Origin of the sequence: Paraperibacillus marinus (assembly GCF_046237605.1) — a bacterium.
GTDB lineage: Bacteria > Bacillota > Bacilli > Bacillales > DSM-1321 > Paraperibacillus > Paraperibacillus marinus.
On sequence record NZ_CP143542.1, the window covers coordinates 4,097,812 to 4,113,020 of the forward strand.

Sequence of the window (15,209 nt, forward strand, 5' to 3'; positions counted from 1 at the left end):
CGCTGTATTCAAGTTTTTTCACCCTTTACCTCACCCCCACTTGGCTTCATTAATGAAACCAGCTCTTTATTTTATCCATTCTGGATTTACCGGTATTTTTACTTTTCTTAGTCAGCCATGAGTTAACAAGGAGTCCTAAAGTTACCCCTACTGCAGTTCCAACACCAGGAATCGGAATAAACGCCGTTCCAAGAGCTGTCAGCCCCGTCTGAATGCCGCCGCTCACCGCTGTATCAATAGCCGTATCAAAACCTGCCCTTATTTTTGCTTCACTGCCTGAAAGCCCATCCTTCTTGGCTGTGTCGTAGTTATACTTATAGTTCAACACCGCTCCAATCGGTGCAAGCACTTTTCCGCCAATTTGCATCGGCCCCGCTTTTTTAAGGCCTTTCACATCAACTATATCCTTAAACGCTTTTCCTGCTCCTGTAAGGGTCGCTTTTCCTACCGTTTTTACCTTCTCCAGGTTTGTGGCCTTATTATTCCAATATTCGAGGGCCGGGGCATTCTTGAGTGCCTCCTTCCCGGCCTTTGACCACCCTGTATCCCCTGGCTTCTTGGTGTTATACTTCAGTACAGCCATCCTGGATGCAGCTATTTCCTTCTGCCTTACCGTCCATTTAGATGAATCCTTCGGAAGCCCCTTCATAAGCTCCTTATACGCAGGACTGCCAGGCTCCACTTTCACTCCAAGCTTCGACATAGCATCTTTAGTAACATTCATTCTATATTGAGTTTTCCCAGTCTTGCTATCTTTCACCTTCGTTATTTTAAGTCCCCCGGTTTGTCCGGCCGTGAACATCCTAAAACTGGCTATAGCTCCAGTAACTGCTGTATTAACTTTTTTGGCGGCTGCAGCCCGGTCTTTCATCGTCTTGCCTTCTGCCTCTTCTCCACCTTCCAACGCCGTTTTCAAAGGTGCTGTCGCGGCATAAGCTGCCCACACCTCAGCCGGAAAATCTGCGTCGGTTAATCCGTCCTTTACCAGTCCTTCCAAATCCTCCACCCACAGCGCTATTTTCTCTAAGCTTTCACCCGGAAGCTGCAGGGCAGCCTTCTGTCTGCTGTCAAACTCATTCAACAGCTGAAGGGTTTCATCCCGGCGGTCCTTGCCCTGCAGGATTCCCTGCTGTACTTCTCCGTCATTCAGCGGCGGCAGGGCTACAATGTCAGAGACCGTAGTCAGGGCGGCATTGGTCTCATCCGTCAGCTCTCCTGTTATCTGGCCAAACGTAGTCAGTCCCTGTTCCACCTCCCCTTCCAGAAATTCTTCATGTATGTATCCGGCTGTATTCGGTTCAAGAGTGCTGAGCGCCTGTTCCATGGAAGTCAGCGTGTCTGCAAATTGATCTTTAAAATTTCGAAAAAATGTAAGCAGGGGCAGGTGGCAGCTCCGGTAAAAAGCCCTGATTACCTCCCCTGCCTCCCCCTTGAAGGAGTCATCCAGGTCTGAAAAGCTTTTGACCGTTTTTTCAATGGCCTTCATTTCCTTTTCAAGCCTTTCAAGAAGGGTGAGGTTCCGTTCTATTCCTTCATGAAATGATTGAACCTCCAGGACTTTCACAAAATCACCTTCTCCCTGAAGGCTAGCATATTTTTCCCATAATTTTCATGCATACAAAGACCTCTTTTCTTTTGTTTTTTGGAAGCTGCTACCTCGCCGGGGCAGGCACTGCCCTGCTGATGGAGCCGGCAATCATTTCGTCTGTCTGTTTCATATGCTGTACAGATTTACGGGTTGTTTCTATATTTTTATTCAACACATTCTGATAGGCCGCGAGTACGGTTTCGAGCTTTTTCGAAAGCTCCGTAAGTTCCGTGACGGTGTCCAGTTTATTGCCGGTGATAGGAGGAACTGAGCTGGGATCCAGGCTCTCGCTGGCATTTTTCATTTCTCCGAGATTCTTCTCGACTTCTGGGAACACGACTTTTATTTCAGCTGGCATACAGAATGCCCCCTTTCCTACTTCATTTTAGAAGAGGCTGCTCTCTCTGCTGCTTCAGCTGCCTCAAGCGCTGCAATGGTACTTCTAATAGATGCAATCTCCGCCTCAAGCTCCGCTATTTTCGCTGCGATTGCGGAAAAGATCCTGGGAAACTGGGTTCCGATTATATCAAGATACGGATCTCTAATTTTAGTAGAACGGATGACATCGAACTCGTCGCCGTGCTTTCCAAACCAGGTTCTCGGTGACAATTCCGGCTTCATGCTTTTAGGCTCATTCGACTGGAATTCATGCAGATTATTTTGCAGCGAGGAATTCAGCGATTGGAGCCTTATGATGTCATTCTGTTTTTTTGACAGCAAGGCATAATAATATTCCAGCAAGGATTTTACCCTCCTCTTAGGCAGAAGGAAAAAACATGGAAGTTAAAGACTGCACCTAGATATTTATATATTCTTACATTCATACAATATTTTACCAATTTATACCCTTGCGAAAATGAATAGAAACTACTATTTTATCCATTTTACCTGAGTCTAAAGGATTACTTATTTAGTAAAAAATAACTATGACATAAGAAAGGACGCCTCCAGTTAGGAGACGCCCAATTTAATTATTCTTCTTATTTAATTAACGCATTCAGCGCATTCCTAGTCAGTGCCTGCACACCATTATGAGTTTTGACTTCACTTTCTTTCCCATACGAATCGAGCTGCCAGTTCCAATAGAACGTTCCTACCGCAAAAACGCGGCCGCCCTCCGGCTTTTTGAACCAGATGAGGTTTGAGTTCCGAAGCTCTGAGGTTCCCTTGAACGCCATCCGCTTTTCGCCGATCACCTCGACTCCCTTAGGAGTTGCGAAGCCGTGCCCTCTGATTCCGTCCACTTCCCCTCCGATAATTTTCGGAATGACGGATCCTTTTTTCAGCCCGGTTCCTTTTAAAAGGGGGTGATCAGCAACGATCGGCAGGTCATTATAGACTTTAGCCGGAACGCCGGTGAACATGGTTCCGAATATTTTATTCTCCGGAAGCTTGATAGTACTGCTCCGAAATTCGCCCTTCAGGTCCATAAGATAAGGCGCGTCCTTCCGGTAGCTTACTTCCCGGTAGCCGGTGTTGGCGCTGAGGAGCGCGATTCCTCTCGTGCGGCCGAATTTCTCGATGTTTGACCACATATTCCGGGTCCAGTATTCATTGTGCCCCGGAATCACGAGTGCCCTAATACTGCTTTTCGCAAGCAGTCCGTTGTGAACGTCCCGGTCGGAGAAATAGGTAACCGTATAATTCTGCCGCTCAATCCAGCGGATGAACTGGTACTCCGAACGGAAGAACTGCCCTGCTCCGCCTGCTTCAAAGCTCGGCCTGTTGAAGGAGACCGTGCCGGCCTTCTCACCGTTTGCGCTGTTAAAGTTATAGAGACTCTTCCCGCCCCATGCATTGTAGGCCTGATAAGTATTCGTCGCAATCATCACGCCAAGCTGAGCCTTTGGCGCATGATCCCTGACCACAAACGTGATATGACTCTGCCGCCTGTCGGTATCCGTCAGCTTCGCGATATACACACCCGACTTCCAGGAAAGCGGCACTTTATAGTAAGCAGAAGGCTTCCAGCCCGCCGAGCGGACCTCTCCCCGCGGCTGCTTATTCGCCGATACTCCGTAAGACTGATTCATGCTTCCAAGATACGCCGCACCCTTCCCGCTGTTATAGCCCATCCGGTAAAAATCAATATGATACGGCTTATCATTATGAATATAAAACGTAATCGCCTGCCCCTTCTCATACGACTGGGTATTCGTATACCCCTGCAGTGCCCTGCCCGCAGGCTTCGTAATCTCCCAGCCGCCGCTATGCGCCTCTGCATTGGAATGAAGAGCCAGAAAACTGATCACCAATATAAAAAAACAAACGAATTTCCTCAATTGTACTATCCCCTTGATGTTTGATATCAGATATATCGTCACCAAAAAGGGATTATTTAACCATAAATCAATGTGTGAATAATCAGGAGATTGGGCCCTGTTAAATTTGGTCGAATCCTGCCGATAATAAAAGAGATTATACATATTAGGAGGACTCATGGCTAAATTTCTCACACCCGAAGAAATGTACCAAAGGAAAGCGCTTAAACGCAAGCTCACCCTGACGCTCAGTGTACTGATCGTCCTCGGGCTCATCGCGCTTGTTCCGGTATTGATTTATAGCATGTAAGTTGGCGGGGCCTGTTCATTGGGCCCTGTTTGCGTTTGTGGGCACGGTGGCGGGAAGCGAGCAGAATGACGAGTACAGCCGGCTCCGCAAGTAACCCCCCATAAGCAGCCCCTCCGCACTGCCTCCAGCATGCCATTTTGCCGCTTCAGCATCACGATTCACCACTTCGGCCTTCAAATCTATTAAAAATGTGCTGCATTTAAACCGAAATAAGCCGGCAAAAGCGTTCTTCTTACATCTTGCGAATTGCGTGGGTAAGAGACACATGTAACGAAAAGCCAGCCACCTCTCCTGCGGCTCAGCATGCCTTTTCCCTCCTGAAACTGCTTCCCGCTTATAGATGGCTCTTCATTACATATTGGTTAAAGCTGTAACCGGGAAGTGTGCAACCGGCTCCGCAAGTAAATGCCCGGTTTTCGCAAGTAAATCCCTATATCCACAAGTAAAACTGTGACTTCCGCAAGTAAAGTATTGAGTTTTGCAAGTAACCGGTTAATATCCGCAAGTAACACTCCATAAGCAGCCCTCCGCCCCGCCTACAGCAGGCAAAATCGCCGCTCATGCATCAGATTCATCCCTTCTGCCTTCAAATCTATCAAAAAAACGCTGAATTAAACTAAAAAAAACCGGCCAAGCGTTCTGCCAATTGCGTAGTAAGAGACATATGTAACGAAAAGCCAGCCACCCCTTCTGCGATCCAGTCTATTATCTAGACAATTAGACTTAGGCCCTTTGTATCAATTATGAGATTTTTCCTGATATTGCTTGCTTAAAACTGGATAAAGTTACTACACTCAAAGTATTACATTATTTTACAAAAAATACTCTTATGTTCCTAGAAAGCGAGGTTGAATGCGATGGATTATGATGCGAGGATTGCTGCCCTGTCTTCCGTGATTGGGTCTTTTTCGGGTGCGCCGCGGGTGGATCTTGTCTGCCCGCCCCCTGCCCCGTCCGATGCGTGGGACAACAGTAAGGCCAAACAGGCGGAGGAGGATTGGAACCAGCGGATGGATGCTTTTCTGGCTGAAGCCGACGTGCTGCTCACAAGCTGCATCTCTGCCCTGCAGAGCCAGCTTGCCTATGTAATTCAGCTGAAGGAGCAGGAATTGCGGATGCACCTCCATAATATGGTCGGTCTTAAGCCCGAGGAGCGTGCCGAATATATCAACACCGTCCATATGGATCCGAGTGTGCGGAAATTGCTTCATTAACCGGAAGGAGGAAGATGCATGATCATCAATGAAGGCGGAAGCGGCGTTCATATTTCTTATGACTCTGAAACTACTACTGAAGGTGCCAGGGATTTGCTGAAGAAGCTGAATTCTTTTAGGGCATCAAACGAACGGGTGCGAGACAAATTTAAAGATGTTCTCGGGGAGCTTGAGGGCGAAGCCATAAAAAACTATGAGGAATCCGTGAATGAATACACCCTGGCCTCGATGACCGCCGAGGCCTATCTCGACATTTTTCTAAGAATGATTGAACTGACCGACACCTCCATAGAGGCAGCCGAGGTAAAAAGCAAAGCCATGTTTGATGATATCGAAGTGTAAGGAGGACTAGCGATGGCAACCAAAATCAAAATCACACCTGAACGGCTCGAGGAGCTCTATGAAACCCTCTACAGTGAAGCCGAGCATACCAAAAGCATGACCGCTTCACTGCAGACCTTTCAAAAAATACTCGAAGACCAGGGGCTCGACAGCAGCAGCCTCGCCTTGATCCACACCTACTGCGGCTCCCTCATCAACATGATGGAGCTGCTCCAGGAAAGCCAGCTTGTACTACAGAACAATGCCTCTGAGATTGCCAAGGAATTCACCCAGACTGATGTGACTCTCGCTGATAGTTATGGAGGCATTCCGTCATCACCGTCCTATGGCCAATACCAGGAAGAAAAGTTTAGACAAAAACACAATCTGCAATATTAGGAATAATGAACCGGGAGTGATTCAGTGAGTATTTTAACCGTCAAAACCGATCCGATCACCCAGCACCTGCAGAAGGACTACGACCGATACTGCGAGCAGGAAGAGACGCTTAGCGCACAGCTGAAAATTGCCGAAAGTGCCCCCTCCATTCTTGCAGGAGAAGACTATGCAGCGGTACAATCAGAGATAACAGCACTTAAAGAAAAAGCCGAGAAATACATTAACACCATCATGCCGCAGCTCCACAGCCTGCCCGTCAACAACAAGCCGATGGACCCCTACAAGGAGGCCGTCTCCAAAGTCCAGGCATTCATCGCCCAGCACGAACTGCCCGCCTTCATCAATAACATGCGTGAAGTCCAGCAGGTCAGCCGCGAAGACGTTAAGCCGGTCACAAAGGATGTGGTACTCGATACCATCGGCGAAATATCCGGACTCTACGACCTCTACCGGGTCGCCACTGCAAAAGACCCGGACGGCCGGGAACTCAGCTTCACCGAATGGCTCGAAGCCGCCGGCTGGACCATCATCAGCTTCACCCCCGGCCGTTTCCTCAAGCTCGGGAAAGTCACCAAAGTCGGGCGGGCCGCCCACCTCCTCAAGCAAACAGAGAACGCCGAGAACAGCCTGTCTGTCCTTGCCTCCCTCTCCATGCAGTTTGGGAAGATTAAAAAGAAGAGCGCTGAAGAAATCCTGAAGGCACAGGAAGAGTTGAACCGGCTGCTTGGCGGGAATGGGTTTGCGCTTGCTACGGGGAATAGGTCTTTGGATGATTTTTATTTGCGGGCGGAGAAGATTGGGGATGTTAAAAAGGGTACTAATGAAGTTTCTAATAATAGTGAAAATTTAAGTAGAATAGAATACTTGCGTAATAAACATGGTCGATTTACTTCGCAAGAACTAAATTATAGAATTAATTTACGTGGTGCAGTAGCAACAGAGGTTGAAAGACTAAATACATTAGGGTTAACTAAAAACGAATTGGGTCCAGCGGTTGCCGGGACATTTGATAAAACAACTGGAAAATACTATTTTGGAATTAATAATACTGATGGTGATATACCAGTTACATTACACCCAATTATTAGAGACAGGATATATAATATGCCTAGTAGTGTTAGAGATGGTTATAAATTTACCTATGGAGCAGGTTCTCATGCAGAGGTATACTCTTTGAATCAGGCATTACTAGCGAATCCACACGCACAGCCAACAGACTTTATTACCCACGTTGTAAGGTCTGGTAAGAAATTGAAACCAGCTGGTATGATGATGCCAACATGTCCACATTGTAATTTTATTACAAAGGGATTTGAATTTAGTTCAGAGGTGAAAAAGGTTGGAAAATAAGGTGGATGTATTAAGTAAAGAATATGTATTAGAATATGGTATAGATTTTGATGAGGAACTGTGGTTTACCTCTTACAGTGATGAAGTGCTGGACAGCCCGGAAGATGAGGGTGGAAAACCTTTTACTGGTTTAGCCTATGAATTATATGACAATGGGAATTTAGCGTATTACTGTTATTATAAAAATGGTTTTAAAGAAGGTAACTATGTTAAATTCCATCATAATGGAAATATAAAGTCTACAGATTATATGATAAGAGGACAAACAAGAGGTACGAGGAAAATTTGGTATGAAAGTGAAGAGCTTAAATTTGATGGAGAGTTTAGGTTTGGCGTTTGTTTGAAGTATATTGAATGGGATAAACAAGGGAATGTAATTAGCCAAAAAGCTGCTCCGACAAAAGAGGAATTTGAGCTAATTACCAGGTTATCTAATCGTGATGATAATGGATAATCTTAATGAAAAGAAATTAATACAGGAGTTTTCAAAAGTCCAAAATGAATTATTACCTAGAATTAAATTGGAAAATAATTTTCAAATAGAAGAGATACAATTTATCGCAGGGGTAGATTTAGCTTATTGGGATGCAGATAACAAATCTTATGGCACATGCTGTATTGTAATTATTGATTATGTTACAAAGGAAATTGTTGAAAAAGTTTACAGTCATGGAGAGATATCAATTCCTTATATCCCAGGTTTTCTTGCATTTAGAGAGTTACCTTTAGTAACAGAGGCAGTTAAAAAGCTAACGAAACAACCAGATATCTATATATTTGATGGCAATGGATATTTACATTATCGTCATATGGGGATTGCTACCCATGCTTCCTTTCTTCTAAATAAACCAACCATTGGTGTAGCAAAAAGTTATCTTAAAATTCAAAAAGTGGATTTTATTATGCCAGAGAATTTTTTGGGCGCTTACACTGATATTGTAATAAATAATGAAGTTTATGGTCGAACTTTAAGAACGACAAAAAACGTTAAACCTATTTTTGTATCTTGTGGGAACTGGATTGATTTAGATACAAGTACTGAAGTTGTTTTGAACTGTATTAATAATGATAGTCGCTTACCTATTCCTGTTAGATTAGCAGATCTAGAGACACATAAGATGAGGAAGAGGTTAATAAAAGGATAAAATAGTCTATTCTATTTTTACAAAAAAACAAAAGTAGGCAAAAATGTATTTACACAAATTCGTGAGACTTAACATAGAATTTGCCATTGTGTACAAAAGGTTTCTTATTTTCAATATAAAACTTCCAAATTTATGCTACTTAAAACAAATCAACTGAAAGCACTTGATTGTCGATTAAAGACAAAGAGTGCTTTTTTTATATCAACAATGCTATCTTACTAGAAGAGCACTCGCCTTTGTTGATACAATAAGATACGAGTATAGAGTAGTCTAAGATAGCTATGCGATTAATGACAACTTCCTGCCAGCGCTACTTCTAACAGCCCCATCAATTGTTTAATATAGTCCATTCCCCGCCTACCCCAAATCATCTCCCACAAATTTTCTAGCATTTCCCCCCCATTATTCTTACAATAGACATAAGATGACATTTTACAACCACTACAGGGGGTACTGGCATGTTTGGAATCCGGGAGTTTCTGCTGAATATGTTGTTTATTATATTGGGCATTTTTGCGTATCAGATTTTCTGGGCGGACCGGATTAAGCAGCTGGAGGTCCGGACGATGAGACGGAATAAGGTCATTGTCTTCGTTTTATCGGTGATTTCGATTTCGCTTTGCATTTACTTCCCTGTTTCGTATACGGACGGATTCCGGTATGATCTTCGACATATTCCCCTTTTGATCGGCATCCTGTATGGCGGCAATGTTGTGGGCGTTTTCCTGCTCGTGTTTATCATTCTGTTCCGTCTGCTCCTTGGCGGCGGAGGCGTGGAGAATACAGCGGTCGTGTTTTCCCTATTTACGTTGATTGTTATGCTTGTGCGGCCACTTTATCATAGACTGGTGCTTCAACAAAAATTATGGTTATCCGCCGTCCTCATCTTTTCCTTTTGTCTGGTTCCACTCTGGCTGATTGAGTTCCTGGTGGCAGATCCTTTTTTAGAGGATGTCAGTATTTATTTTCCGCTCATCTTTACTCTTGTTTCCATTTTTACCGTCTCCATTGCCATCTATTTAATTGAACGCTCTATCGAAACGGTGCAGCTGCGCGTGGATATTGAGCAGGCGGAGAAAATGAATATGCTCGGCCAGCTGACGGCGTCCATCGCGCATGAAATTCGCAATCCGATGACAGCGAGCCGGGGCTTTATGCAGCTGTTGAAGGAAAGGGCCGAGGACGAGGCGGACCGGAAGTATGCGGAAATCGCCATCTCGGAGATAGACCGCGCCCAGGAGACGATCTCCGAATACCTGAGCTTTGCGAAACCCGAGATGGAGGAAACCGAGACGATCGACTTATCGCTGCATATGAAATCCGTGATCTCCATCATATCCGGCTATGCGGCTGTCAATAATGTCGATATCACCTGCAGCCTCGAAAAAGCAATCATTCATGTGAACCCGGGCAAGCTGACTCAGTGCCTGGTGAATATCATCAAAAATGCGGTAGAAGCCTGTGAAGAAAGCGGGCAGATCCATATCTCCACCTCCACCGAAGGAGACAGAGCCATCATCAGCATCTGTGACAATGGAGCCGGCATGGATGAAGACCAGCTCAAGCGGCTCGGCACGCCTTATTACTCCACAAAGGAAAAAGGCACCGGCCTCGGCCTGATGGTCTGCTACCGCATCATCAACATGATGCGCGGCCGGATCCAGGCAGAAAGCACGAAAGGCAAGGGCACTTGTTTCACCATTTTCCTGCCTGCCAGCCTATAAAAAGACCAATCCCTCATAGAAAGTTGGATTGGTCTTTATTGCGGTTAGACCCTTTTTAATACCGGCCACAAAAAGAAGGGATCTCCCCTTCTCCTTCAATCTGCTTTATAAAATAATTTATCAAATTATCCAATGTATGTTTGCTTGTTGTCAGCTTCTCTTAATTGAAACTCCACCTCAATTGGAACTTCAGTGGTTTATTGCAACGTCCCAGCATGATCGAAAAAAACAGCCCTTTATGCGAGCTCATTTATATAGGTATTTCCCCGTCAAATTCCCACAGCCCAAGCTGGCCTTTCGCGGGGATATATTCATCCAGCATCTTCATACCTTCGACCACCCACACATAGGCTCCTGCCTCATAATTTCCGAGCAGATAATCATTGCCTGAAACCGTCCGGCCATCTTCCAATTCAGCCCATGTATCATGGTCTTCAACCACCCTCAGGCAGTTTTTTAGCGTACAGACTCCGATGATTACTCCAGTCGGGAGATTGCCAGCTGTAAGGCCATGCTGATCCAGCAGCACCTGGGCATAGCTGACAGCAGCCTTATCTATTTTTTTGCTCGTATGAATGGCCATAGGACCGCGATAATGAGTTCGCCAGGTCCGCGTTTCATATTGGGACTCGCCTAGAACGAATAGACTTGCCCAGGGCTGGATCATGGATAGGACTTTCATTTATCAAAGCCTCCAAGCTGAGGATAGTTAGTTAATTATAGAGTACCCTTAAATACGATTAATATTTTTTTACTTAAGGCTCCGTTAAAATTAATGTTGATATGTATAGAAAAAAAACAGAACTTCCATAAACCGGAAGTTCTGTTTGGTTTCATTGTATTTTGACCTAATCCTCGTCCTTTGCTGATTGCGAAAACAGCCTTTCCATTTTATCGCTCGCACGCATAGTTGTCTTTATCACGGTCATGCTTGGAGGCGTACGCCGGATGCCCAGCCGGCACTCCGTTCGGGTACACCTTGCGCAGCTCTGTACAGTTCTGGTAATATTCCGATCCGCTTGCCGGAGCTGGCGTTGCCGCTGGTGCCGGCTTTGGCGCCGGTGCAGGTGCAGGGCTAGCGGCCGGCTTCCTGGCAGGTGCAGGGTTGGAACGGCTCACAGCCGTCTTCGCGTCCAGATCCCCTTTTGTGGTCCCATCGCTTCCATAGGCCCACAAGCCGGAGCCTGAAGAACGTGCTTCCCTTGCAAACTTCGCGAACAAATCGCTGTATTTCACATCCGGCGCATACGTCGACGGCTCGGCATAGCCTTTTAAGACCAGGTCGGCATTGAACATCTTCGCCCGGATCTCCTTCTCACTGCGATCATCTGTCGGAATGGCGAGCCAGATGACCCGGAGAAGACGGCTGTAGCGGTCTGTTTCAGAAACATCCTTTTGCAGCCATACTTTTTTTCCATTCAGCTTGGAAGCAGTATAGTTGCTCGCTTCCTTGCCGTACTTTTCCGTCCTGGTGGTAGATTCCGGCGTGTTGACGCCGATAAAGCGGACTTTGCGGCCGTCAGAGGTTTCAATTGTATCACCATCCACGACCCGGCCAACCGTGACAAGTTCAAGGCCGAAGCGCTCTGCCAGCTGCTCCTGCTGCTGCTGTTTCTTAGCGGCAGCTGCCTGTTTGGCTTTTAATTCATCCTGCTTTTTCTTGGCTGCGGCAGCCTGAGCCGCGGCTATTTTCTTTTTCTCAGCCTCTGCCTTGGCTGCAGCCTGCTTTTTTTTGTCAGCCTTAGCTTTTGCTTCTGCGGCTTTCTTTTTCTCTGCTTCCGCTTTCTTTTTCTCTGCTTCCGCCTTCTCTTTTTTCTCGGCCGCTTTCTGATCATCCTTTACATCTGCAACCTTAGTCTTGCTCGCTTCCTTGACCGTTTCCTTTGGTTCTTCAAGATAGACAGTTCCAAGCACCAGGGTCAGCAGGACACCCGCGCCCATCACCCACCTGCCCATCCGGTATTGCCGTGCCAGAAGCAGACCGGCGATGAACAGCAGCAGTCCGATTGCAGCAATCGGCGTTGCAATCACAAGGCTCAGCAGTACTAGTAAAATGATCACAAGCAGTATATTCTTTACGATTCTCAAAAATAGTCCCCCCATTTTCTATGTATATATGCCTAAATTATTATAACGGGAAAATATAGGGATTTGGGTATTTAATGTAAACTTTTTACTTGGTAAAATATTCAATAAAATAAAAAGCACCGCTGTGTGAGCGGTGCTTCCATTCCCTATTAAGCTGCTTTACTTAGTTCAGCAGGCGCATCACTGGTCACATAAGTGCCAGCAATCAAGTCATGCAGCGCCCGTTTGTCCTTGCGCATTCCCACCATGAAGGCGCTGACGATAAGAGCAATTCCGATGGTAAGGCCATAGATGAGACCGCCAACCAAATTGCGCATCAGCATCGTCCCGATGCCGACCTTCCCACCGTTCACCTTGGCAATCCTGATACCCATTATCTTTTTACCGACCGTATACCCATACCAAACAGTCGGTATAATCAAAGAATAAACGGCACCTGCTCCTGAAGAAATCGGACTTTGGTCACTATTCGGAAAGAGGAAATAATCCAGAATAGCCAACGGAACACCGATAATCACCATATCCAACAATTGAGCTCCAAGCCTTTTCCAAAAACCTACTGCATTTGACACCGTTCATTCCTCCTCTGGAAGTTTTAATTATGGAAAATAAATCCACATAAATCTTACCCTGCTTCGCTATTCCTCGTCAATTTTCACTATAAAACAGAGTAATAAATAGTAGGATTTACCTAGTTAGAGTAGATTAAAAGCCTATCTGTCAGCTAGTGGATTTCTTTCCGTTATTAGGCGAAGCTGACACAAGATGAATGTAATTTTTATGTTGTTAGCAGGTGTCACAGTTGATAAAATTTCCTTAATAACTCATCTTTGTTGATGTTCCTGCTCTCTGTTATTAATTGACTAAAAGAGGTGCTGAAAACTTGATTAAAAAAGAACGAGACGAATCCATCATGATTCAAAAGCTGAAGGCACTAAATATGCGGCTTGCCCCGGGTCACCCCGCCAAGCCGCAGGTCGAGGAGCAGCTGGGAAAGAGTTTGGCCGGCTTTCGGGGCGAGAAGTCCATCGACTACTATCTCACCTTCCTGCCTCCGTACCAATTTTTCATCCTTCACGACCTCCGCCTCCCCCATACAGATCCTTACTACTTTCAAATCGACACCCTCCTCCTCTCCCCACGGCTGATCGTCATCATCGAGATGAAAAATATAATCGGAGAATTGTATTTTGATGATGAAGGCCGGCAGCTGATACGGACGCTCGATGGCAAAACCACCGCATTCAATGATCCCCGCCTGCAGGCCGGCCGGCACCGGCGCCAGCTCGAAGCCCTGCTGCGAGCAAACCGTTTCCCCGATATCCCCATCTATCCCCTCGTCCTCATCAGCAACCCAGCCGCCATCATCAAAGGCTCCAACAGACGCTCCATTGAAGACGTCCTCCACCTCAATGCCTTCCCTGACAAATTCGACATGCTCTGCCGCCGATTCACCGAGGAAAAGGTGAATCCAAAAGAACTGAACAAACTATCCCGCATGCTGATCAAGCAGCATTCCCTCCTCGATCCCAACGTTCTCTCCAAATTCGGTTTGGCCACAGGAGACATCCTTCCCGGGGTGCAGTGCACCGGCTGCCGCACACTCACCATGCAAAGACTCCGCGGCACCTGGTGCTGCCGAACCTGCGGTGCTGCATCCAAAGACGCGCATCTTGCCGCCCTGAAGGATTATGCCCTTCTTCTTGGTCCGAGCATCAGTAACCAGGAATTTAGGCGCTTTCTTAAGATTTCCTCAATGTCTGTTGCGACCAAAATCCTGGGCGCCATGGATTTAAAAAGTACCGGGACGTTCAGAGACAGGCGGTATGTCCTTAGCGAGCGGGGGAAATAGGTGCAGGAGCGGAGTTTAACGATGAAGGCGGGCGGTGGTTCTCGTCAAGAACGCGGTTGGCGAGTAAACCCTCGTAATCGGCGAGTAAATCTCGAGTTCGGCGAGTAAAATCCGATTTCCGCGAGTAAAGTTCCCTGTTCGGCGAGTAAAAAACGTTTTCGGCTAGTAAACTATGGAAATCGGCGAGTAACGGCGCCCAGAGACCCATTTTCAGGTCCCCCACAGCACCAGCAAAGTGGCTTTTCATTAAAATCGCTTAAAAACGGTCTGATTTCGCACAAAAAGTGCTTCCAAAACCCATTCGACTTGCTATGGCGCCGTCTCATCGAGGTAAAGGTGAATCAAAAGATCTCAGCAAACTACCCCGCATGCTGAGTGAGCGGGGAAAACAGGCGGCGGGCGATTTTGGATCTAGTCCCGGCGCAGATACACGTGCCGCAAGTAAACCATCAATCCCCGCAAGTAAATCTACTGTTTCCGCAAGTAAAATCCGATTTCCGCAAGTAAAGTCACCCGTTTCGCAAGTAAATTCAGATTTGCGCAAGTAAACAATGGAAATCGGCGAGTAACGGCGCCCAGAGACCCATTTTCAGGTCCCCCACAGCACCAACAAAGTGGCCTTTCATTAAAATCGCTTAAAAACGGTCTGATTTCGCACAAAAAGTGCTTCCAAAACCCATTCGACCTGCTCTGCCGCCGTCTCATCGATGGAAAGGTGAATCAAAAGATCTCACCAAACTACCCCGCATGCTGAGTGAGCGGAGAAAACAGGCGGCGGGCGGTATCAATCTAGTTCCCAGGCGCAAGTAAACTATGAAAATCCGGAAGCTACTGCGCCCAGAGGCCTATTCGCTTGCCCCCCGCCACACCAACAAAGTGGCCTTTCATTAAGTCCTCCCCAAAACTGCAAAATTCCATCCAAAAACACCACGAAAAAAGCACCTATCCCCCGATAAG

General features: G+C 46.4%; 16 protein-coding genes. 9 read left to right on the top strand and 7 right to left on the bottom strand.

Annotated features, from left to right (window positions below):
- Positions 1-49: 49 nt before the first annotated feature.
- The 4 genes from V1498_RS20690 to V1498_RS20705 all read right to left on the bottom strand — a co-directional run bounded on the left by V1498_RS20690 (position 50) and on the right by V1498_RS20705 (position 3,870).
- Positions 50-1,564, bottom strand: coding sequence for a ribonuclease YeeF family protein (locus V1498_RS20690; protein ID WP_409295963.1), 1,515 nt, complete (start codon positions 1,562-1,564; stop codon positions 50-52).
- A gap of 88 nt (positions 1,565-1,652) precedes the next feature.
- Positions 1,653-1,946 carry a YwqI/YxiC family protein gene (locus V1498_RS20695; RefSeq protein WP_409295965.1) on the bottom strand — a complete coding sequence of 98 codons (294 nt, stop codon included), beginning with the start codon at positions 1,944-1,946 and terminating at the stop codon, positions 1,653-1,655.
- A 17-nt stretch (positions 1,947-1,963) separates the two neighbouring features.
- Positions 1,964-2,329: a YwqH-like family protein gene (locus tag V1498_RS20700; protein ID WP_409295966.1), complete on the bottom strand. Its 366-nt coding sequence runs from the start codon at positions 2,327-2,329 to the stop codon at positions 1,964-1,966.
- 239 nt (positions 2,330-2,568) lie between these two features.
- Positions 2,569-3,870: a N,N-dimethylformamidase beta subunit family domain-containing protein gene (locus V1498_RS20705; RefSeq protein ID WP_409295968.1), complete on the bottom strand. Its 1,302-nt coding sequence runs from the start codon at positions 3,868-3,870 to the stop codon at positions 2,569-2,571.
- A gap of 157 nt (positions 3,871-4,027) precedes the next feature.
- Between V1498_RS20705 and V1498_RS20710 the strand changes: the two genes are divergently transcribed.
- From V1498_RS20710 to V1498_RS20745, 8 genes are all read left to right on the top strand, one after another.
- Positions 4,028-4,159, top strand: coding sequence for a hypothetical protein (locus V1498_RS20710; RefSeq protein WP_409295970.1), 132 nt, complete (start codon positions 4,028-4,030; stop codon positions 4,157-4,159).
- 857 nt (positions 4,160-5,016) lie between these two features.
- A complete protein-coding gene (locus tag V1498_RS20715; protein ID WP_409295972.1) occupies positions 5,017-5,373 on the top strand; it encodes a hypothetical protein in 357 nt (118 codons plus the stop codon).
- A gap of 18 nt (positions 5,374-5,391) precedes the next feature.
- Positions 5,392-5,715, top strand: coding sequence for a hypothetical protein (locus tag V1498_RS20720; RefSeq protein ID WP_409295974.1), 324 nt, complete (start codon positions 5,392-5,394; stop codon positions 5,713-5,715).
- A 12-nt stretch (positions 5,716-5,727) separates the two neighbouring features.
- Entirely contained in the window at positions 5,728-6,093 is a 366-nt protein-coding gene (locus V1498_RS20725) for a hypothetical protein (RefSeq protein WP_409295976.1), read from the top strand.
- 24 nt (positions 6,094-6,117) lie between these two features.
- Positions 6,118-7,443, top strand: coding sequence for a YwqJ-related putative deaminase (locus V1498_RS20730; protein ID WP_409295978.1), 1,326 nt, complete (start codon positions 6,118-6,120; stop codon positions 7,441-7,443).
- Positions 7,433-7,897 carry a toxin-antitoxin system YwqK family antitoxin gene (locus V1498_RS20735; RefSeq protein ID WP_409295980.1) on the top strand — a complete coding sequence of 155 codons (465 nt, stop codon included), beginning with the start codon at positions 7,433-7,435 and terminating at the stop codon, positions 7,895-7,897. The genes V1498_RS20730 and V1498_RS20735 overlap by 11 nt, the downstream gene beginning before the upstream one ends.
- Positions 7,890-8,588, top strand: coding sequence for an endonuclease V (locus tag V1498_RS20740; RefSeq protein WP_409299398.1), 699 nt, complete (start codon positions 7,890-7,892; stop codon positions 8,586-8,588). Before V1498_RS20735 ends, V1498_RS20740 begins: the two co-directional genes overlap by 8 nt.
- Before the next feature lie 458 nt (positions 8,589-9,046).
- Positions 9,047-10,312 (top strand): ATP-binding protein, encoded by a 1,266-nt coding sequence (locus tag V1498_RS20745; RefSeq protein WP_409295982.1) that lies wholly within the window; start codon positions 9,047-9,049, stop codon positions 10,310-10,312.
- Positions 10,313-10,562: 250 nt separating this feature from the next.
- On the opposite strand, the gene V1498_RS20750 is transcribed toward V1498_RS20745, so the two are convergent.
- From V1498_RS20750 to V1498_RS20760, 3 genes are all read right to left on the bottom strand, one after another.
- A complete protein-coding gene (locus V1498_RS20750) occupies positions 10,563-10,994 on the bottom strand; it encodes an ASCH domain-containing protein (RefSeq protein ID WP_409295983.1) in 432 nt (143 codons plus the stop codon).
- A 209-nt stretch (positions 10,995-11,203) separates the two neighbouring features.
- On the bottom strand, positions 11,204-12,400 hold the full coding sequence (locus V1498_RS20755) for an excalibur calcium-binding domain-containing protein (protein ID WP_409295985.1): 1,197 nt from the start codon (positions 12,398-12,400) through the stop codon (positions 11,204-11,206).
- A gap of 149 nt (positions 12,401-12,549) precedes the next feature.
- Complete coding sequence (locus V1498_RS20760; RefSeq protein WP_409299399.1) at positions 12,550-12,921, bottom strand: RDD family protein; 372 nt, start codon at positions 12,919-12,921, stop codon at positions 12,550-12,552.
- A 362-nt stretch (positions 12,922-13,283) separates the two neighbouring features.
- Between V1498_RS20760 and V1498_RS20765 the strand changes: the two genes are divergently transcribed.
- Positions 13,284-14,252, top strand: coding sequence for a nuclease-related domain-containing protein (locus V1498_RS20765; protein WP_409295987.1), 969 nt, complete (start codon positions 13,284-13,286; stop codon positions 14,250-14,252).
- The last annotated feature ends 957 nt before the right edge of the window (positions 14,253-15,209 follow it).

Excerpts from the sequence above, each read along its gene's own strand:
- V1498_RS20695 (WP_409295965.1), bottom strand. The coding sequence starts at position 1,946 with ATGCCAGCTGAAATAAAAGTCGTGTTCCCAGAAGTCGAGAAGAATCTC.
- V1498_RS20710 (WP_409295970.1), top strand. The coding sequence starts at position 4,028 with ATGGCTAAATTTCTCACACCCGAAGAAATGTACCAAAGGAAAGCGCTT.
- V1498_RS20715 (WP_409295972.1), top strand. The coding sequence starts at position 5,017 with ATGGATTATGATGCGAGGATTGCTGCCCTGTCTTCCGTGATTGGGTCT.
- V1498_RS20720 (WP_409295974.1), top strand. The coding sequence starts at position 5,392 with ATGATCATCAATGAAGGCGGAAGCGGCGTTCATATTTCTTATGACTCT.
- V1498_RS20725 (WP_409295976.1), top strand. The coding sequence starts at position 5,728 with ATGGCAACCAAAATCAAAATCACACCTGAACGGCTCGAGGAGCTCTAT.
- V1498_RS20740 (WP_409299398.1), top strand. The coding sequence starts at position 7,890 with ATGGATAATCTTAATGAAAAGAAATTAATACAGGAGTTTTCAAAAGTC.
- V1498_RS20745 (WP_409295982.1), top strand. The coding sequence starts at position 9,047 with ATGTTTGGAATCCGGGAGTTTCTGCTGAATATGTTGTTTATTATATTG.
- V1498_RS20750 (WP_409295983.1), bottom strand. The coding sequence starts at position 10,994 with ATGAAAGTCCTATCCATGATCCAGCCCTGGGCAAGTCTATTCGTTCTA.
- V1498_RS20760 (WP_409299399.1), bottom strand. The coding sequence starts at position 12,921 with ATGGTGATTATCGGTGTTCCGTTGGCTATTCTGGATTATTTCCTCTTT.